The following is a 19,384-nucleotide window of genomic DNA, read 5'->3' on the forward strand; positions in this document are numbered from 1 at the left end:
GGGCAGACCCGGTTTAAGGGGTTTTTCTACATCTTCTGCGGGGCTTGATACAACTTCACTGGCGATCATGCAAGTTTACCCCCGCCAATGCAGCACGCAAACCAGCGTGAACAGCCGGCGCGCTGTGATAAAATCAACTTCAATCTTGCCTTCAAGGCGGGATTGTAATGTTTGCGAACCTTCATTGTGCAAACCTCTGCGTCCCATATCAATGGCTTCAATTTTGCTGGGAGTGGCAGAGCGGATGGCTTCATAATAGCTTTCGCAGATCATAAAATAATCACGCACAACGCGCCGCAAAGGGGTGAGCGACAAAATATGCGTGGCAACAAGTTCGCCGCATTCCCGCGAGATGGTAAAAATGAGCCGTTTTTCAAGCAATGAGAGCCGCAATTTGTAAGGACCGCCAATATCATCACCCACCGGTCTGAAGTTGTTTTCTTCAATCAGATCAAAAATAGCGACGGCGCGCTCATGCTCGATGTCAGGCGTGGAGCGTCCAATGGACTCATCCAGCTCAACATCAATCAATCGGGCTTCACCGCCGCTGGTCATGTGTCCTCAAAGATTCAATCTGATTGCAACCGATTGTGCGTGGGCATCAAGGCCTTCAGCACGGGCGATATCAATAGCTGCAGGGCCTAAAGCGCGCAGCTGTTCAGGTCCAAGCTTTAGAATAGAACTGCGTTTGACATAATCAAGCACGGAAAGACCGGATGAAAAACGTGCGGAACGCGCTGTCGGCAAGACGTGGTTACAGCCGCCAACATAGTCACCGATCACTTCCGGCGTATATTTACCGATGAAGATCGAACCGGCATTATGGATTTTATCTACCAGTTCTTCAGCATTTGCAGTGGCAATTTCCAGATGTTCGGCGGCGATACGGTTAGCGAGCGGTATCGCTTTGTCAAAATCCTCAACCAGAATGACGGCGCCATAATCGCGCCAGCTTGCTGCCGCCGTTTCGCTGCGTGACAGGGTTTTTAACTGGTGCTCGACGGCGTCTTCAACTGCTTTGGCCAAAGCTTCGTCATTGGTCATTAGAATCGATTGCGCGGCCGTATCATGCTCGGCTTGCGCCAAAAGATCAGCTGCAATCCAGTCAGGATTATTGTCGCTGTCGGCAATGACCAGCACTTCGGAGGGGCCTGCAATCATATCAATGCCGACTGTGCCGAAAACAATGCGCTTGGCGGCTGCCACATAGGCATTGCCGGGGCCGACAATCTTGGCAACCGGTTTGATGGTTTCTGTGCCATAGGCAAGAGCGGCAATGGCCTGCGCTCCGCCGACACGGTAAATTTCAGATACACCGGCAAGGCGTGCAGCCACCAGCACCAACGGGTTTAAAATACCATCCGGTGAAGGCACAACCATGACGATACGCTCGACACCGGCAACGCGTGCAGGCAAAGCATTCATCAAAACGGAGCTTGGATAGCTGGCAGTACCGCCCGGCACATAAAGGCCGACAGCTTCAATTGCTGTCCAGCGCGAGCCGAGTTCCACGCCCAAAGCGTCGGTGTAGCGGTCATCTTTCGGCATTTGACGTGCGTGATGCGCTTCGATGCGGTCGCGTGCCAGTTTCAATGCTTCAACGGTTGAGGCCGGAGCCAGTTTGAAAGCTTCGTCGATTTCTTCGCTGGTGACGGCAATGCCGGTTTTTTCCAGATCAATACGGTCGAAGGTCTTTGAATAGGAAATCAGCGCTTTATCGCCGTCACGACGCACATGATCCACGATTTCGCGTACCACCCGATCCACATCGGCGGAAACTTCACGCTTGCTGTTGAGAAACTGAGCAAACTTTTCTTCGAAATCAGGACTGCTTTGACGAAGCGTTTGAACCACGCTGGTATTCCTTCTTAAAATCTTATTGGCGACTATACTTAAGCCTTTTTAGTTCAAGCATAGCAGTATCAGCAACAGGTCTTAAACACCATGTTTTGGCTTGGCATTTGTTTCCCATGCAGGACCCAGATCAGTGATTTGCGCCTCAATACATTCCACGTCAAGACGAATGGCTGGTTTAACACCATTGCCGCCAGCGAAAATCAGCTCCACCACGCCATGGGGTGCTTCTGTTTCGATAAAATTGACCGAGAGCAGTGAGAGGACGCTTTGCTCATTGTCGCGATTTATGCCGTTGGTTTTAACGCTCAAAACACGGTTGAAATGCAGACTTGTGCGGCGGCGCTCAAAGCTGCGCTTGCCGAAAAGCTTCAGTTTGAAGCCGGACTGTGCGCCTTCCCAAACGAAACGGTTTACGGTGAGAATAAACCGCTTTTCTTGGTGGAGATATTGAATATCGGCAGTTTTAAGCACGGCATCTTGCAGATGCGCGGAAATGATTTGCAGATCTTCTTGATCGAGTGCCATCAATTTCAGCATGATTTTCTACCCTTGAGCTTGATGCTTTATGTCCTGCTTGTTTCTGTCATGCCACATAACTCTTTGGTTCTGCAATCATCCTTATAGCGCGAAAGTAGTGTGAGCACTTAAAAAGCCAAAAAGAAGGGCGGTCTGAGGTGTAATCTGCCTCAAAACCGCCCGTTCTTGTAGAACCTAATGCTTAAAAAGCTTGATTAACCGCTGATGCGTTCAATCTGCGCGCCGCAACGGGAGAGCTTTTCTTCCAGATGTTCAAAGCCGCGATCAAGATGATAAACGCGGTTGATGATGGTTTCGCCTTCCGCTGCAAGGCCGGCAATAACCAGCGAGGCGGATGCGCGTAGATCGGTTGCCATCACGGGCGCACCTTTTAAGCGTTCAACACCTTCAACCGTTGCGGTCTGGCCGGAAAGCGAAATTTTCGCGCCCAGACGCGCCAGTTCTTGCACATGCATGAAGCGGTTTTCAAAAATCGTTTCAGTGATTTTTGATGTGCCTTGCGCTTTGGTCATCAGCCCCATGAATTGCGCCTGCAAATCGGTTGGAAAGCCCGGGAAAGGTTCGGTAGTAATATCAACCGGCTTGATGCCGTTGCCATTACGCACCACGCGGATACCTTCCGGCGTGGAGGTAATTTCTGCACCTGTTTGGCGCAATGTATCTAGTGCTTCGCTCAACAGCTCTTCTTGTGCGCCTTTTAACAAAACATCGCCGCCGGTCATGGCAACAGCCATAGCGTAAGTGCCGGTTTCAATACGGTCAGGAATGACACGTACGCGGGCACCGGTCAGGTTGGTGACACCTTGAATTGTAATCGTGCTGTTGCCGGCACCGGAAATTTTTGCGCCCATGGCATTGAGGCAGTCGGCCAGATTGACCACCTCCGGCTCGCGCGCCGCATTGTGGATAATGGTCTCGCCTTTTGCCAAAGCTGCCGCCATCAGCATCACATGGGTGGCACCGACTGACACTTTCGGAAAGGTATATTCGGTGCCGATCAGACCCTTTGGTGCGCGTGCCTTTGCATAGCCATTGTCGATGTCGATTTCGGCACCCAGCGCAATCAGGCACTCGAGCAGCAAGTCAACCGGACGTGTACCAATGGCGCAACCGCCAGGCAGCGACACATTGGCTTCCCCCATACGTGCCAGCAACGGGCCAATAACCCAGAAGCTTGCGCGCATTTTCGATACCAGCTCATAAGGAGCGGTGGTGTCGACAATGTTGCGTGCGGTGAAATGGATGGTGCGGGAATAGCCGTTATCCTGATGCTCACGGCGACCATTGACAGAATAATCAACGCCATGATTGCCAAGAATGCGGATCAGCTGCTCCACGTCTGCCAGATGCGGCACATTTTCCAGTGTCAGCGTATCGTCGGTCATGAGTGACGCAATCATCAACGGAAGCGCTGCGTTTTTGGCGCCGGAAATAGGAATGACCCCATTAAGCTGATTGCCGCCGATAATTTTAATACGATCCATGCTGTTAAACCTTATGAGCCGCTGAAGGGTAATTACCTATTCTACACCAAACCGGTAACGCGCCGGTTAATGAAAAACATTCATCTTGTGGCTAAGATAATTATTCTGAAACGGATGAATTTGAATGTGCTGGGTACAGAAACGCAACGCCGATGCCAAGTAGACTTATCGCTTAGATGTGATTCTTAAGCGGGCTTTTTGTCCGCATCAAGGAAGAGGTTATTTTTTCGCATTCCACATGACGGAAAACGGCATATGATTCGCGAAGCAACTGATTATCTTCAAGCTTTTTCATCTTTTTCCGGAATTTGCGGTGTGGATGCGGCTTTGATTCCCTCTTGGCGACTGTCTTCTGCGCCTGCTCTGCGGGCACGAACCTGCGCTTTGCGGCGCTGGAGGTTAGCCCGTAATTGTTCGGAACGGCGTTTTTCCTGTGCCAAACGCTGTTTTTCCTGTTCTGTTAATGGTTTATCTTCACTCATGTTCATTTTTGCTCTGGACTGATCAGTGGGAAAAGGCTATTTGCCGTGCCAGCAAATGCGGATTTCCACAATCTGAAAAAGAATTACAATTGCTATCTTGCGGTTTTGGTTCTTATGTGGCAGAAGTCCGCCGCAATCAAGTGTTTGCTGCGGTAGCTCAGTGGTAGAGCACTCCATTGGTAATGGAGAGGTCGGGAGTTCGAACCTCCCTCGCAGCACCAGTTTTCCCTCTTTTTACAATTTGAACTAACTGGTGCATCGCACACGCTCATCCTTTTGAGCATTTTCGCGGGTAAAGTTGTGATTTTCATATTCTTTCAGCAATTATGAGCTGGCGAAAGCTGTGCTGTTGACGCGGTATTTTTAGATTCTAACAACAAAAAACTCCGGTTCGGCTGAACCGGAGCTTCTTTATACTCATTTCAAAAAGAATCAGAGCAGTTCGGCACGTAATTCCGCGGCTGATTTGACCGAGAGCAAACCAGGGGCAACATCAAACACGGTTTTGGCACCATGCTGGCCGGATTGTGCCATACGATATACCGCACGCGCATAAGTCACGAGAACGCTGGCGGTAAATTCCGGATTGCTGTCGAGCTTGAGGCTATATTCCACCACTTGTGCATTCTGGTCGGAGGTGTTGCCGCTGCGAATGACGAAGCCGCCATGCACCATCGCCTGATGGTCGTGTGCCAGTTCTTCAGCTGAGATGAAGTTGACGGTTGTGTCATAATCGGCAAAATAATCCGGCATGGTGACGATTTTTTCCCGAACAGCGTCGGCATCCGAACCCTCTTTCAGCACAACAAAACATTCACGCTTGTGCTTTTCGCGGGTGGTGAGCACAGGGCGCGAGGCGCTGCGTACTTTTTCGATGGCTTCCGGCACAGGGCGGGTATATTGTACGCCGCCTGCAACGCCTTCCACGCGACGGATAGCGTCTGAGTGCCCTTGGCTAAGACCGTCACCCCAGAAGGTGTAGGTTTCGCCGTCCGGCAGCAGGGCTTCGCTCATCACGCGATTGATCGAGAACATGCCAGGATCCCAGCCGGCCGAAATCAGCGCGGTTCTTTTGTTGGGCAGGGCAGCAGCGTCAACAGCTGCAAAATATTCCGGAATACGTGCATGCGTGTCGAAACTGTCAACGGTGTTGAAGAGCGCTGCCAGTTCCGGCCCCTGTTCCGGTAGGTCCTGCTTGGAGCCGCCACATAAAATCAAAACGTCAATTTTGTCCTGATGGGTTTTCAGGTCATCCATGCTGAAAACCTGCACATTTTCGCTCAACGGCGACACCTGTGCCAGCGGGCGGCGGGTGTAGATACCCGTCAATTGCATGTCAGGGTTTTTCTTGATGGCTGCTTCAACGCCGCGTCCTAGATTTCCGTGGCCGGCAATGGCGATCCGGATGAGTTCAGCCATAATGATATATCCTTTTGAGTTAAGCTTTTGGTGGCTTTTTATCAGTCAAAAAACCGATAGCACATCACGCCTTCAGATCAAGAATTTCCGTTCCTGATCTGAAGGCGGAGCCGTGTTTTTAAAATGGCAAGAGAGGATTAAAAGCCAGAATGGGTTTTGAGAAACTCGGTTTCTTCTGGTGTGTTTTCACGTTTCAACGCCACGTTGCGATGCGGGAAACGGCCAAATTGAGCGATAATATCAAGATGTTGATGGGCATAATCCAGTGAATTGGCATTGCCCAGCGCTTCATAAAGTTCGACGCTCTTTTTCTGGTCATTCAAGTCTTCGCTATGCATCAAAGGCAGATAGAAAAACGCCCGTTGTTTTTCACTGACTTGTTGGTCAAAGCCCTTTTCTATGGCAGCTTTGGCAATCTGGCGGGCTTTGGCGTCGCTTTCAAACGCGCGTCCGGAACCGCGGAACATATTGCGCGGGAACTGATCCAGAATAATGGTAAGAGCAAGGGCAGAGTGTAATTCATCGCCCCATACATCCAGCGTGCCACTATGGGCTTGCTCGTAAAGAGCTGAAAAATGTTGTTTGATTTCTTCATCGAGATCATCGCTGCGGACAAACCAATGTTTCTCGACATTTTCCGAGAACCAGAAATCCAGCACGTCTTGTGCCGCATTGTTTTGTGCCGAGGAGGTTAGTGAAGGCATGGTCATCTCCGTCGCTCTTTGATGTCTATGCCTTCACTTTGCATGTTTACTTCAGTGCTTTCAAGATGAGCTGTGTTGCGCCTCAATGCGCGCAGCTCTGCGGGTGGCGGTGGTAAAGGCTGCAATAAAGCAGATTGCCATCAGCAGAACGATTGTTGGTGCCGGAGCACTGTCGATGAAAAACGACAGGTAAACACCAAGAAACGAGGTGCTTAAACCAACCGCAATAGCAGTGATCAGCATGGAGCTGAATTTACGGGTAATCAGGAACGCAATCGCACCCGGCGCAATCAGCAAGGCAATTGACAGAATGATCCCCACCGCCGTCAAAGCACCGACAATAGTAAGTGAGATCATGCACAACAAACCGTAATGCAGCAGACGCACCGGCAGGCCAACAGCACGGGCATGGGCTGCATCGAAAGCATGCAGCAAGAAATCACGCCATTTCACGGCCATGATAGCCGTTATACCCAATGCAATCAGACCAGTTTCGATGATGTCTTGAACATTTACGCCCAACATGTCGCCAAAGAGGATATGATTAAGATGAACTGTGCTTTCAATTTTGACATAAAGCACGAGCCCTAAGCCAAACATTCCGGAAAAGACGACACCCATCACGGTATCTTGTTTGATACGGCTGTTTTCTTTGAGGAAACCAGTTGAAATCGCACAGAACATGCCTGCTATAAAGGCTCCGATGGCGTAAGGAATGCCGATTATATAGGCAATCACTACGCCCGGAAAAATGGCATGACTGATGGCATCGCCCATCAACGACCAGCCTTTCAGCACCATGAAACAGGACAAAATACTGGCAGGAATCGCAATCAGCAGCGTTATGATAAATGCATAGCGCATGAATTCGAACTGAAATGGCATCAAGAGAGTGTCAATCATTGGTCGATCTCTCCTGACAAGAGCAGGGCTTGAGACGCGCGTCTGCGGGCGGCCAGCATGCCGTGCTTTGGTGCAAAGAAAAATGCGATCAGGAAGATTGCCGTCTGCATGACAACGATAATACCACCGGTTGCGCCGTCCAAAAAATAGCTGACATAGGCACCAGCAAAACTGGTAATGGAACCAATCAGTACGGCAATGGTCAGCAAACGTGGAAAACGGTCAGTAAGAAGATAGGCTGTTGCGCCCGGTGTCACCACAAGGCAGATTACCAGAAACGCGCCAACTGTCTGCATTGCAGCCACAGTACAAGCGGCCAGCAATGTGAAGAAGACAATCTTCAACAGTGACGGATTGAGGCCGATGGAACGGGCATGGCTTTCATCGAAGAAAACCACCATCAGGTCTTTCCATTTCACCAGCAGGACAGCCAGTGAGATGAAACCGATAATGGCAAGCTGCAATGTATCTTCCGGCGTTATGGCCAGAATATTCCCCAAAACAATCGTGTTGATGCTCACAGCAGTTGGTTTGAGTGAAACCATAAACAGGCCAAGCCCGAAGAAGGATGAGAAAATCAGACCGATAATCGCATCTTCTTTCAGCTTGGTGCGCTGGTTCAAAAACAACATGGCTGCTGCTGCCAAGCCACCGGAGAAAAACGCACCGATGGAAAAAGGCAGACCCAGCATATAAGCACCGGCAACGCCCGGCACGATGGAATGCGAAAGCGCGTCACCGATCAGCGACCAGCCTTTCAGCATCAGATAGGCAGAGAGAAAAGCACAAACACCACCAACCAAGGCCGACACCCACATGGCATTGACCATATATTGGTAGCTGAATGGCTCAAGCAGCACACTCATTACGCTTTTCCTTTTACCGGCTGTTGCACGGGTCTGTCATCATGCAGGACCAGCGGTCTTTCATCATCGGTGATAATGCCGAGTGATTTTTCGCCGCCATGATCTGCCTCATTGAGAACCAGATGGCGCAAGACGCCGCCAAAGGTCTTTTCCAGATTTTTCTGCGTGAAGGTATCTTCGGTGAAACCATAGGCCAGTACAGTGCGTTTCAGCAGCACGGTACGGTCACAGAACTCCGGCACACTGCCCAAATTATGCGTTGAAACCAGCATGATGCGGCCTTCTTCACGAAGAGAGCGCAGCAATTCGATGATCTGATCTTCGGTTTTGATATCAACACCGGTGAAGGGTTCATCGAGCAGAATGAGCTTGCTGTCTTGCGCTAGGGCACGCGCCAAGAAGACACGTTTTTTCTGGCCGCCCGACAATTCGCCTATCTGGCGTTTGCGGAATTCGGTCATGTTGACGCGTGCAAGGGCTGCACTGACAGCCTCATGGTCGACGCGTTTTGGAATGCGCATCATGCCCATATGGCCATAGCGTCCCATCATCACGACATCCTCAACCAGAACAGGGAAGTTCCAGTCTACATCTTCGCTCTGTGGCACATAAGCGACCATGTTTTTGCGCAAAGCCTTGGCGACAGGTTCGCCAAAGACAGAGATCTCGCCGCGCGCCAGATTAACAAAGCCCATAATGGCTTTGAACAATGTGGACTTGCCGGAACCATTGACACCGACAAGGGCGGTAATGGTGCCGGAAGGCAGGCTGAATGTTGCATCTTTAAGTGCGGTGTGACCGTTACGATAGGTAACGGTGGCATTATCGACTGAAAGTGCCGCCACCGGATTTAATAATCCGGCGGCGGTGTTCAGGCTTGCAGTTGGGAGAGTTTGCGGCTTCATTCTGCAAGCCCTTTGGCGACTGTACCTGAGGTCACTTTCAGGAGGTCAATATAGGTGGGAACCGGACCTGACGGATCGCTGAGTGAATCTACGTACAGTACGCCGCCATATTTGGCACCGGTTTCACGCGCGACCTGCTTGGCAGGCTTGTCGGAAATGGTGCTTTCGGAGAATACGACGGTAATGTTGTTTTTCTTGACCTCGTCGATCACTTTGCGCACCTGCTGTGGTGTGCCCTGCTGATCGGCGTTGATTGGCCAGAGGTAGAGTTCTTTCAAGTCAAAGTCGCGTGCCAGATAAGAGAAGGCACCTTCACTGGAAACCAGCCAGCGCTTGTCGGCCGGAATGGCAGCAAGTTCTGCTCTGATCGGATCAATGGTCGCTTTGATCTGATCTTTATAGGTTTCAGCGTTTTTCGCATAAATGTCTTTGTTTTCCGGATCATGCTCGATGAAAGCATCGCGGATATTGTCGACATAAATCAGCGCTGCGTTTGGCGACATCCACGCATGCGGGTTTGGCTTGCCGTTATAAGGACCTTCAGTAATACCCATTGGCTCAACGCCTTCGGAAACCACAACGCTTGGAACATTTTTCAAGTTCTGGAAGAATTTCTCGAACCACAATTCCAGTCCAAGACCGTTCCAGAAAATCAGATCGGCATCCTGTGCTTTGATAATATCGCCAGGGGTTGGCTGATAATCATGAATTTCGGCATTTGGCTTGGTGATGGATTCAACAATCGCAGCGTCACCGGCTACGTTTTTGGCAATATCGGCAATCACAGTAAATGTTGTGACAGCTTTAAACTTTTCTTGCGCCCATGCGGAGCCACTGACGAGTGTGGATACCATAAGAGCAGAAAGCGCAGAGATGATCTTGGTTTTCACTGAAACAGTCATGTGGCTGGCATTCTTTCTTGCTATTGATTTGCAACTGCGATTACATTTAAGGCAAATGCAAATCAATAGCAAGTAGAGTCTTGATGAATTTGTCGCCTTTTTATTTTTTTAAGATATAGGTGGTGCAAGAGGATGCCTTGCAGGATAAGGGATAAAAATAAATTGCATCGCTTGGTCTTTAAAAAGATGACATGCATGTATTCTTCAAGACAAAAAACACCAAACTCAACCTTATTGAAAATGATGAATTGTTTTTGTTCTTTGGCTGATGATTTTATACATTAGTCAGTTTGAATAAATTCAATCAAGGGTTGATTCTATCAGGTGGTATTTTTTTCAAGTAAGGAATGAAAAGATTATAGTATTGTTTTTATTTAATTTTTTGATTTTACATAGGATTTCGTTAACTTAAATAGAGTGAATTTCTATAGAAATATATACGATTATTACACGCATAAATTGCATTTGAGTGAATAATCATGCTAGCGTGTAAGTGGAATCGTTTTATGGAGAGCAAGTTTTAACAAGCTTGAGCCGCATAAAATGATCTCACAATAAAGCGAAGTTCATTTTAACTTCTTAGCCAAGAAGCTGCGAATATATTTTTGATATTTATTAAAGTTAATAATCATTGGGGATTTTAATGAGTATATATACTATTCATCAAGCTCATAGTGCGGGTTCTCTTGATAAGCGGTTTAGCCAGGAGCGCAATTTTTTGCGCGCTGCCGGTGAGCGCTGTTTGACGACAACCAATGGTAAATTAACCTATGCTGTAACACCTGCCGGATCAGGATCTGCCAGTTTTGAAGATCTGACTGCAATTATTATTATGTCGGCAACCCGTGATCTGCATTGGAAAACGGCGACAGGCCGTAATGAAACGTTCAATGCTCCGGCGGGCACGATTCTGGTCGTGCCGGCAGACACAATGCTGGAAATGTCATGGTCAGTGCAGAAAGAGCATCTGGTGGTTAAACTTGATGCCGAGGCATTACAGGCCGCATGCGAGGGCGACAAAGCACTTTCCGCTGAAGAATATTTTCCGGCACCTGCCCGTTTTGTTGATGCTAAATGTTTGCAAGTTGCCCATTTATTGCGGGCGGAAATGCAGAAAAACGGACCGGTCATTGAGCATTATCTGGAGGCGCTGAAAACAGTATTTGTAACATTGCTGTTGCAAAATCATTCGGTATTGCGTCGCAATTATGAACGGCAGGAAATGGGTGGTTTGAGCTACCATTCCATGCGCCAGATCGAAAATTACTTACGCGATAATTTTTGTAAGAAAATTTCTGTCACATCGATGGCTAATTTCTTAGGTGTTTCACCTGGTCACTTTTTGACCTCTTTCAGAGAAAGTTTTGGCCAAACACCACATCAATATTTGTTGATGTTGCGTTTGAACGAGGCGGAGCGGCGCTTGCAGGAGACAGATGAAAGTCTGGCTGATATTGCCGACAAAATTGGTTTTTCATCACAAAGTCATATGACAACAGCTTTGAAGAAAAACCGTAGCACTACGCCGGGCGAATTGCGCCGTATGCGGTTTCGTAACCGTACAACGACAGTGTAATATTCAATTATATTAGTGCCTTATGAAATAATGCGGGCCGGTTCTTGAATTGCCATATTTCATTTCCCATTTTCGAAATGAAACGGCCATTCATGGATCGGCTTTTTTCTTTGCGATCATATTCATCAGAGCTGCTGCGATAGATCAAACTTAGCATGTAAAAAGCGGAAAATCAGGCTGTCAATTTTAAGAGGTATGTCATGAAGAATGCTGCATTAATTCGCCCGGCATGGACACCTGCCACAATTGCTTTGATGGTTATTGGTTTTATTGTCTATTGGCCGTTGGGTTTAGCTATGTTGGCTTATATCATTTGGGGCGATCGTCTTGATGGCTTCAAAAAAGATGTCAACGAGACCACTGATAATGTGATGAATGCTGCCCGCAGAGGTTTTAAGAATTTTGATAGTGGCTCTGCTTGCCGTTCAAGTGGCAATGCCGCTTTTGATGAATGGCGTGATCAGGAGCTTACACGTTTGGAACAGGAGCGTCGCAAACTTGATGAAGCCAAAGCTGAGTTCGAACTGCACATGAAGGAACTGCGACGTGCTCGCGATCGTCAGGAATTTGAGCGCTTTATGGAAGGTCGTTCACATAAGGGTGATCTGCCTGTCGATCAGGCATGATAATGGCTTGTAGAGTTCATCTAATATATTGAATTTTTGTCAAAATAGAAAGGCGGCATATCAGTTGATGTGCCGCTCTTTTTATTATTTATCAAGCATTTGTGAGTGAGAAATTTAAAAACAGCTTTAGCTGCTGAAGTTTTGCCGCGAATCATTTATGGTTATTTTATGGCTTTCTCTTTTTTTCGCGCGGCATCTGCGAAACATTCCGTTGATACAAGCCCTCGCACTCATGAAGTTGCGGGACGGGTTTTGCCATTGAAAATTGTTGAAAATCCGCGTGCCCGCAGGTTTACGCTTCGCATTGATGCCGGTGGAAAAGGGCTTCGGGTGACGGTGCCGCCCAAGGTGCCAAACAGCGAGATTGACCGTTTTATTTCACGCCATCAGGGCTGGCTGGAAAGCAGGATTACTCAAATTCCGGCTGTGGAAACGGTTCAGGCCGGAGGTCTGTTGCCCTTTCGAGGCGTGGATCATCTGATTGTGCATACCCCTGACAAGCGCGGGATTACTCATGTTCATCAGTCAGAAGACGGTCAGCCGCAATTAATCGTTTTTGGAAGTGCCGAGCATTTATCGCGCCGCATTGCGGATTTCCTGAAAAAGGAAGTCAAATGCGAGATTGAAATGCTCGTTGCAAAACATACAGCTGCTGTGGGGCGTAAAGCCACAGCTGTTCGTTTTAAAGATACGAAAAGCCGTTGGGGATCTTGCACCTCCAAGGGGGTTTTGTCTTTTTCGTGGCGGATCGGCATGGCGCCGCCGTCGGTGATTAATTATCTCGTCGCACATGAAGTGGCGCATCTCATCGAGATGAACCATGGTCCGGCTTTCTGGAAATTGTGTCACGAACTATGCCCCGATACCGTGAATTGCCGCAACTGGCTCACCCGTAACGGCGCAACATTGCAAGCCATCGAGTTTTCATGAACGACCAAATTCTCGCTTCTGCAAAAATGCTTTGGGATTTCCATAGTATTTACGACCCGCTTAAAACTGCCGATGTGATCGTCGGTTTTGGTAGCTATGATTTGCGCGTGGCGGAAAGGGTGGCGGAGCTTTATAATCAAGGTTTAGCACCACTGATCGTTTTAACCGGCCATTCCGGCAATTGGACGCAAGGGCTTTATCCAGCGAGCGAAGCGGAGGCTTTTGCCGACGTTCTGACGGCAGCAGGTGTGCCGGACGAGGCAATTATTCTTGAAAAAGCAGCCACCAATATTGGCGAGAATATTTTATTCACCAAGGAACTGATGGCACCCGGTGCTTTAAGTGCTATTATGGTCACAAAGCCGCAAACGCAGCGTCGCGTACGTGCAACGGCCGCACGCCGTTGGCCGGAAGCCTCTGTCATGGTGACAGCACCGTTGATCTCTTTTGAAGAACAGCCAACCGATCAGGTTCCGATGGAATTGTTGATTAATGAACTGACCGGCGATTTGGCACGTATTCTTGAGTATCCGGCCAAAGGTTTTCAGGTGGCACAGGCTGTGCCGCTGGATGTGCTGGAGGCCTATGAGTTTTTGATCGCGCAGGGTTATGACAAGCATTGAAACATCGTTGCAAGCTGCTGTTTGCTGAGGGACAATTCACGAAATGCTCGACAGTTGAGTGAATTTATGCAACGTGACGTGCATGAATTTTGATCTTAAAATCTGCGGGCTCAAGACCCCTGAAGCGGTAGCGGCTGTGCTCAATGGTGGCGCAACACATATCGGCTTTATCTTTTTTGCCAAAAGCCCGCGTCATATCAGCGTGCAAGAGGCTGGCCGCTTGCGTGTAGCAGCACAAGGGCGGGCACAAGTGGTGGCTGTTACTGTTGATGCCGATGATGATTATCTGGCTGAAATCATCAATTATGTGCGCCCTGACATTTTGCAATTGCACGGACAGGAAACACCTGATCGGGTAAAAGCTCTCAAAGCGCGCTTTGGCCTGCCTGTGATTAAAGCTTTTGCCATTCGTAATTTAGATGATCTTGAGGCAATTACCCCTTATAAGGGGATCGCAGATCGTTTTCTGTTTGATGCCAAGCCACCAAAGGGGTCTGAATTACCCGGTGGTAATGGTGTCTCTTTTGACTGGGAATTGCTGACAAAGCTTGACGGCGATGTGGATTACATGCTTTCGGGTGGACTAAATGCAGACAATATCGCGCAGGCGCTGGTACAAACAGGTGCGCAGGCGGTAGATGTCTCATCCGGCGTTGAGCGACGCGCCGGTGAAAAAGACGTGCGGCTGATTGAAGAATTTTTAAAGGCGGTGCGTGAGGCTGAAATAATGGTTGCCTCACAATCAAAAGCCTGAAGACAAGTGGAGCGGATGCGTTGAGCAAGGCAATGGAACCTAATTCTTATAAGACCGGTCCTGATGAAGAGGGCATGTTTGGCATTTTCGGTGGCCGTTTTGTTGCCGAAACATTGATGCCGCTCATTCTCGAATTGCAGGACGCTTACACCGCTGCCAAGGATGATCCTGAATTTCAGGCCGAGTTGAAAAACCTGTCGGAAAATTATGCCGGTCGCCCGTCCAAGCTTTATTATGCTGAAGGTCTGACCAAACATTTGGGCGGCGCTAAAATTTACTTCAAGCGCGAAGATCTCAACCATACTGGCAGCCATAAGATCAACAATTGCTTGGGGCAGATTTTGCTTGCCAAACGTATGGGCAAAACCCGCATCATCGCCGAAACCGGCGCTGGTCAGCACGGTGTGGCTTCCGCCACATTGGCTGCGCGTTTTGGTTTTCCTTGCACGGTTTATATGGGCGCTACCGACGTTGAACGTCAAAAGCCGAATGTGTTCCGCATGCATTTGCTGGGTGCAGAAGTGAAACCGGTTTCGGCTGGCAACGGCACTTTGAAAGACGCAATGAATGAAGCCTTGCGTGACTGGGTCACCAATGTGGAAGATACTTATTATCTGATCGGCACCGCTGCCGGCCCGCATCCTTATCCGGAATTGGTGCGCGATTTCCAATCGGTGATCGGTATTGAAGCGCGCGAACAGATTTTGGAAAAAGAAGGCCGTTTGCCGGATTTGATTATTGCAGCCGTTGGCGGTGGTTCGAATGCGATTGGTCTGTTCCACTCCTTCCTTGATGATGCCAGTGTTAAAATCGTTGGCGTTGAAGCTGGTGGCCGTGGTGTGGATGGCGATGAACATTGCGCCTCCATGAACAAAGGTCGTCCGGGTGTTTTGCACGGAAACCGCACCTATTTGTTGCAGAATGAAGATGGCCAGATTTTGGAAGGCCATTCGGTTTCGGCCGGTCTTGATTATCCAGGTGTTGGCCCGGAACACGCATGGCTTCGTGATACAGGCCGTGTGGATTATGTGCCGATTTTGGATGATGAAGCGCTTGATGCATTTCAGGTGACCACCCGTACGGAAGGCATCATTCCGGCGCTTGAATCGGCTCATGCTCTGGCACAAGCCATTAAAATGGCACCAACAATGGGCAAGGATGAAATTATCATCGTTAATATTTCCGGACGTGGCGATAAAGACGTTCACACTGTTGGCGCTCTTCTGGGCATGGAGATCTGATCATGACCGCACGTATGGATAATAAATTTGCGGCTTTGAAAGCGGAAGGGCGTCCGGCTCTCATCACTTATTTTATGGGTGGTGACCCGGATTTTGAAACCTCGCTTAGCGTGATGAAGGCGCTGCCGAAAGCCGGTGCCGATGTGGTTGAACTCGGCATGCCGTTTTCTGATCCGATGGCTGACGGCCCTGCCATTCAGGCCGCTGGTCTTCGTTCGCTTGCAGCTGGTCAGACCCTGAAAAAAACATTGAAAATGGCGGAAGAGTTCCGCAAAAGTGACGACACCACCCCGATTGTGCTGATGGGTTATTATAATCCGATCTATATTTATGGTGTCGATGCGTTTGTACGGGATGCAAAGGCGGCCGGTATTGATGGTTTGATTATTGTTGATCTGCCGTCTGAAATGGATGCGGAATTATGCATTCCGGCGCTGGAAGCAGGTTTGAATTTCATTCGCCTTGCCACTCCAACCACGGATGAAAAACGTCTGCCGGCTGTTTTGAAGAACTCTTCCGGCTTCGTTTATTATGTCTCGATGAACGGTATTACCGGTTCGGCTGTGCCAGATACAGAAAAAGTTGCGGCTTCGGTTAAACACATCAAAGCGCATACAGATTTGCCTGTTTGCGTCGGTTTTGGCGTCAAAACACCTGAACAGGCCCGCGCGATCAGCGCCACTGCTGACGGCGTTGTCGTCGGCTCGGCGATTGTCAATGCGGTTGCCGCAAATCTTGATGAAAACGGCAAAGTGACAGGTGATCCTGTTGCTGATGTTTCAAAACTGGTCGGCGAACTTTCTGCAAGTGTTCGCTCTGTCCGCCTTGAAGCTGCCCAATAAGTTACCCATAATAAGAACAAGAAAAATTACGGAAAAGTCACCATGAACTGGATTACAAATTACGTTCGTCCAAAAATCAACTCGATGCTTGGCCGTCGTGAAATGCCGGAAAACCTCTGGATCAAGGATCCGTCAACCGGTGAAATGGTGTTCCATAAGGATTTGGAAAGCAACCAGTGGGTTATCCCTGCTTCCGGCCATCATATGCGTATTCCGGGCAAAGATCGCCTGCGTTTCTTCTTTGATAATGGCGAATACACTACGCTGGAAACACCGAAAGTACCGGTTGATCCGCTGAAATTCCGCGATGAAAAGCGTTATACAGATCGTCTGAAAGACTATCGCAACCGCACCGGTCTTGAAGATGCGATTATCAATGCGGTTGGTACCATTGAAGGTTTGCCGATTGTCGCAACTGTTCAGGAGTTTTCCTTTATGGGCGGCTCGCTTGGTATGGCAGCGGGTGAATCCATCATCAAAGGCTTTGAAAAAGCCATTGAATTGAAACGCCCGTTGGTGCTCTTTGCCTCTTCCGGTGGCGCACGTATGCAGGAAGGTATCCTGTCTTTGATGCAGTTGCCACGCACCACTGTGCTGGTTGAAATGCTCAAAGAAGCAGGCCTTCCGTATATTGTTGTTCTCACCAATCCGACCACTGGTGGTGTGACCGCTTCTTATGCGATGTTGGGCGATATCCATATCGCAGAACCGGGTGCATTGATCGGCTTTGCAGGCCCGCGCGTGATCGAGCAGACCATCCGCGAAAAACTGCCTGAAGGTTTCCAGAGCGCAGAATATCTGATGGAGCACGGTATGGTGGACATGGTTGTGCCACGCACCGAGCTGAAAGAAACCATTGCCCGTCTTTTGAAAATGCTGATGAAGCAGCCAGCGACACAATCAACAGAGACAAAAGAAGTGGCAACCAAAACCGATCCTGCCGTTTAAGAAGTCATCATCATGAGCAAAGCTTCCGCTGCCATTGAGCGGTTGATGGAATTGCACCCAAAGGGATTCGATCTTTCACTGGATCGGATCCTCAAGCTTTTAGAGCGGCTGGGTAATCCTCACCTCAACTTACCGCCTGTTATTCACATTGCCGGCACGAATGGTAAGGGCTCCACGTCAGCTTTTGCACGTGCATTGCTGGAAGCATCGGGCTTAAGCGTGCATGTTCACACCTCGCCGCATCTGGTCAACTGGCACGAGCGTTATCGCTTGGGCGCACCAAATGGCGGCCAGTATGTTTCGGATGATGTATTGGCTGAGGCGATTGAACGTGTAGCTGTGGCCAATAATGGTGAATATATCACCGTTTTTGAGATTATGGCCGCTGTTGCTTTTGTGCTTTTCTCCGAACATCCGGCCGATGCCGTGGTGCTGGAAGTTGGCCTTGGCGGGCGCTTTGATGCCACCAATGTGGTGGTTGATCCGGCTGTTTCCGTCATCATGCCGATAGGCATTGATCACACCGCTTTCTTGGGCGATACAATTGAAGCGATTGCCGTTGAAAAAGCTGGTATCATGAAGCGTGGCTGTCCGGTGGTTATCGGTTTCCAGCCAAGTGTGGCAGCGCTTGATGTGCTGGTAGATAAGGCTGAACGCTTAAGATGTCCGGTGACGATTTACGGGCAGGATTTCATCGCATTTGAAGAACATGGCCGCATGGTCTTTCAGGATGAAGAAGGGCTCGTTGATCTGCCTTTGCCACGTTTGCCGGGGCGCCATCAGCTTTCCAATGCGGCAGCAGCCATTGAAGCTGTGCGTATGGCCGGTTTTGATTTGACCGATAAAGCGATTGAAAAAGCTATGCTGGTGGTGGAGTGGCCTGCACGTATGCAGCGCCTGACCCATGGCGCATTGGTTGATCTTGCGCCCAATGGTTCCGAGATCTGGTTGGATGGCGGCCATAATCCGGCGGCTGGTCTTGTTATTGCCGAAGCTTTTGCTGAGCTTGAAGACCGCGTCCCGCGTCCGCTTTATTTGATTACAGGCATGATCAATACCAAAGATCCGAAAGGCTTTTTTGAAGCCTTTGCAGGCATGGCACGACGCGTTTTCACTGTGCCGATTGCTTCCAGTGACGCCAGTATCAACAATGCCGATCTGGCACTGGCGGCGGAAGCCGCAGGCATTCCGGCAGAGCCTGTTCACTCCGTTGCCAATGCTTTGAAGCTGCTGCGTGATGCGAGCACCAATGATGAAGTGCCACCGCGTATTTTGATCGGAGGCTCGCTTTATCTGGCAGGAGATGTGCTGCATGAAAACGGCACCCCGCCAGTTTGATCTGTGCTTGTTTAAGATGATTGCATAAAAAAAGCGGCCTCGTGAGAAGCCGCTTTTTTAATCTTAAACATCAGCCGATTAAGCAGCTGAGTTTTTAATCCAGTCAGCCAGACGGCTTTTAGGTGCTGCACCAACCATATTGGCGGCAACTTCACCGTTTTTGAACATCAACAGTGTTGGGATTGAACGCACACCGAACTGCGCTGCGAGTTCCGGATTTTCGTCAATGTTGAGCTTGGCGATTTTAACCTGACCGGCCATTTCAGCAGCAATTTCGTCAAGTGCAGGTGCAATCATTTTGCAAGGGCCGCACCATTCAGCCCAGAAATCCACGACAACAGGGACATCTGCCTGCAAAACGTCGGACTGGAAGTTGCTGTTGTCAATTTTTACGGTTGCCATGGGGCGTTCCTTTTCGATTCTGTGTGGCACATTATGTGGTGTTTG

The 19,384-nt window shown here is 49.3% G+C and carries 21 protein-coding genes and 1 tRNA gene; 10 read left to right on the plus strand and 12 right to left on the minus strand.

Annotation, left to right across the window (positions count from 1 at the left end):
• Positions 1 to 75: 75 nt before the first annotated feature.
• The 5 genes from JNC77_RS01225 to JNC77_RS01245 form a co-directional block, all read right to left on the minus strand.
• Positions 76 to 555 carry a UPF0262 family protein gene (locus JNC77_RS01225; RefSeq protein WP_374828905.1) on the minus strand — a complete coding sequence of 160 codons (480 nt, stop codon included), beginning with the start codon at positions 553 to 555 and terminating at the stop codon, positions 76 to 78.
• Between the two features lie 6 nt (positions 556 to 561).
• Positions 562 to 1,854 carry a histidinol dehydrogenase gene (gene hisD, locus JNC77_RS01230; RefSeq protein WP_374828906.1) on the minus strand — a complete coding sequence of 431 codons (1,293 nt, stop codon included), beginning with the start codon at positions 1,852 to 1,854 and terminating at the stop codon, positions 562 to 564.
• A gap of 81 nt (positions 1,855 to 1,935) precedes the next feature.
• Positions 1,936 to 2,394: a DUF2948 family protein gene (locus JNC77_RS01235; protein ID WP_374828907.1), complete on the minus strand. Its 459-nt coding sequence runs from the start codon at positions 2,392 to 2,394 to the stop codon at positions 1,936 to 1,938.
• Between the two features lie 194 nt (positions 2,395 to 2,588).
• Positions 2,589 to 3,878 (minus strand): UDP-N-acetylglucosamine 1-carboxyvinyltransferase, encoded by a 1,290-nt coding sequence (murA, locus tag JNC77_RS01240; RefSeq protein ID WP_374828908.1) that lies wholly within the window; start codon positions 3,876 to 3,878, stop codon positions 2,589 to 2,591.
• Between the two features lie 281 nt (positions 3,879 to 4,159).
• Positions 4,160 to 4,360, minus strand: coding sequence for a hypothetical protein (locus JNC77_RS01245; protein ID WP_374828909.1), 201 nt, complete (start codon positions 4,358 to 4,360; stop codon positions 4,160 to 4,162).
• Positions 4,361 to 4,506: 146 nt separating this feature from the next.
• Between JNC77_RS01245 and JNC77_RS01250 the strand changes: the two genes are divergently transcribed.
• A tRNA-Thr gene (locus JNC77_RS01250) sits at positions 4,507 to 4,581 on the plus strand.
• Between the two features lie 211 nt (positions 4,582 to 4,792).
• Here JNC77_RS01250 and JNC77_RS01255 read toward each other — a convergent pair.
• From JNC77_RS01255 to JNC77_RS01280, 6 genes are all read right to left on the minus strand, one after another.
• Positions 4,793 to 5,779, minus strand: coding sequence for a diaminopimelate dehydrogenase (locus tag JNC77_RS01255; RefSeq protein ID WP_374828910.1), 987 nt, complete (start codon positions 5,777 to 5,779; stop codon positions 4,793 to 4,795).
• 137 nt (positions 5,780 to 5,916) lie between these two features.
• Positions 5,917 to 6,483, minus strand: a complete 567-nt coding sequence (locus JNC77_RS01260; RefSeq protein ID WP_374828911.1) for a DUF924 family protein — start codon at positions 6,481 to 6,483, stop codon at positions 5,917 to 5,919.
• Positions 6,484 to 6,543: 60 nt separating this feature from the next.
• A complete protein-coding gene (locus tag JNC77_RS01265; RefSeq protein ID WP_374828912.1) occupies positions 6,544 to 7,386 on the minus strand; it encodes a metal ABC transporter permease in 843 nt (280 codons plus the stop codon).
• On the minus strand, positions 7,383 to 8,252 hold the full coding sequence (locus tag JNC77_RS01270; protein WP_374828913.1) for a metal ABC transporter permease: 870 nt from the start codon (positions 8,250 to 8,252) through the stop codon (positions 7,383 to 7,385). The genes JNC77_RS01265 and JNC77_RS01270 overlap by 4 nt, the downstream gene beginning before the upstream one ends.
• On the minus strand, positions 8,252 to 9,157 hold the full coding sequence (locus tag JNC77_RS01275; RefSeq protein WP_374828914.1) for a manganese/iron ABC transporter ATP-binding protein: 906 nt from the start codon (positions 9,155 to 9,157) through the stop codon (positions 8,252 to 8,254). Before JNC77_RS01275 ends, JNC77_RS01270 begins: the two co-directional genes overlap by 1 nt.
• Positions 9,154 to 10,011 carry a metal ABC transporter substrate-binding protein gene (locus tag JNC77_RS01280; RefSeq protein WP_374830396.1) on the minus strand — a complete coding sequence of 286 codons (858 nt, stop codon included), beginning with the start codon at positions 10,009 to 10,011 and terminating at the stop codon, positions 9,154 to 9,156. The genes JNC77_RS01275 and JNC77_RS01280 overlap by 4 nt, the downstream gene beginning before the upstream one ends.
• A 691-nt stretch (positions 10,012 to 10,702) precedes the next feature.
• Between JNC77_RS01280 and JNC77_RS01285 the strand changes: the two genes are divergently transcribed.
• From JNC77_RS01285 to JNC77_RS01325, 9 genes are all read left to right on the plus strand, one after another.
• Positions 10,703 to 11,635: a helix-turn-helix domain-containing protein gene (locus JNC77_RS01285; RefSeq protein WP_374828915.1), complete on the plus strand. Its 933-nt coding sequence runs from the start codon at positions 10,703 to 10,705 to the stop codon at positions 11,633 to 11,635.
• A 200-nt stretch (positions 11,636 to 11,835) separates the two neighbouring features.
• Positions 11,836 to 12,261 carry a DUF2852 domain-containing protein gene (locus tag JNC77_RS01290; protein ID WP_374828916.1) on the plus strand — a complete coding sequence of 142 codons (426 nt, stop codon included), beginning with the start codon at positions 11,836 to 11,838 and terminating at the stop codon, positions 12,259 to 12,261.
• 168 nt (positions 12,262 to 12,429) lie between these two features.
• The gene (locus tag JNC77_RS01295; RefSeq protein ID WP_374828917.1) at positions 12,430 to 13,191 is read left to right on the plus strand and encodes a M48 family metallopeptidase; all 762 of its coding nucleotides are present in this window, start codon (positions 12,430 to 12,432) and stop codon (positions 13,189 to 13,191) included.
• Positions 13,188 to 13,814, plus strand: a complete 627-nt coding sequence (locus JNC77_RS01300) for a YdcF family protein (protein ID WP_374828918.1) — start codon at positions 13,188 to 13,190, stop codon at positions 13,812 to 13,814. The genes JNC77_RS01295 and JNC77_RS01300 overlap by 4 nt, the downstream gene beginning before the upstream one ends.
• 82 nt (positions 13,815 to 13,896) lie before the next feature.
• Entirely contained in the window at positions 13,897 to 14,568 is a 672-nt protein-coding gene (locus JNC77_RS01305) for a phosphoribosylanthranilate isomerase (RefSeq protein ID WP_374828919.1), read from the plus strand.
• A gap of 32 nt (positions 14,569 to 14,600) precedes the next feature.
• The gene (gene trpB / locus JNC77_RS01310; protein ID WP_374828920.1) at positions 14,601 to 15,809 is read left to right on the plus strand and encodes a tryptophan synthase subunit beta; all 1,209 of its coding nucleotides are present in this window, start codon (positions 14,601 to 14,603) and stop codon (positions 15,807 to 15,809) included.
• Positions 15,810 to 15,811: 2 nt separating this feature from the next.
• Positions 15,812 to 16,651 (plus strand): tryptophan synthase subunit alpha, encoded by an 840-nt coding sequence (gene trpA, locus JNC77_RS01315; protein ID WP_374828921.1) that lies wholly within the window; start codon positions 15,812 to 15,814, stop codon positions 16,649 to 16,651.
• Between the two features lie 42 nt (positions 16,652 to 16,693).
• Entirely contained in the window at positions 16,694 to 17,599 is a 906-nt protein-coding gene (accD, locus tag JNC77_RS01320; RefSeq protein WP_374828922.1) for an acetyl-CoA carboxylase, carboxyltransferase subunit beta, read from the plus strand.
• A 45-nt stretch (positions 17,600 to 17,644) separates the two neighbouring features.
• The gene (locus JNC77_RS01325; protein ID WP_374830398.1) at positions 17,645 to 18,937 is read left to right on the plus strand and encodes a bifunctional folylpolyglutamate synthase/dihydrofolate synthase; all 1,293 of its coding nucleotides are present in this window, start codon (positions 17,645 to 17,647) and stop codon (positions 18,935 to 18,937) included.
• Positions 18,938 to 19,015: 78 nt separating this feature from the next.
• Here the strand turns inward: JNC77_RS01325 and trxA are convergent, their stop codons facing one another.
• Positions 19,016 to 19,339 carry a thioredoxin gene (trxA, locus tag JNC77_RS01330; RefSeq protein WP_374828923.1) on the minus strand — a complete coding sequence of 108 codons (324 nt, stop codon included), beginning with the start codon at positions 19,337 to 19,339 and terminating at the stop codon, positions 19,016 to 19,018.
• Between the last annotated feature and the right edge of the window lie 45 nt (positions 19,340 to 19,384).

It is taken from the genome of Paenochrobactrum pullorum, assembly GCF_041929845.1.
Classification (GTDB): Bacteria; Pseudomonadota; Alphaproteobacteria; order Rhizobiales; family Rhizobiaceae; genus Paenochrobactrum; species Paenochrobactrum pullorum.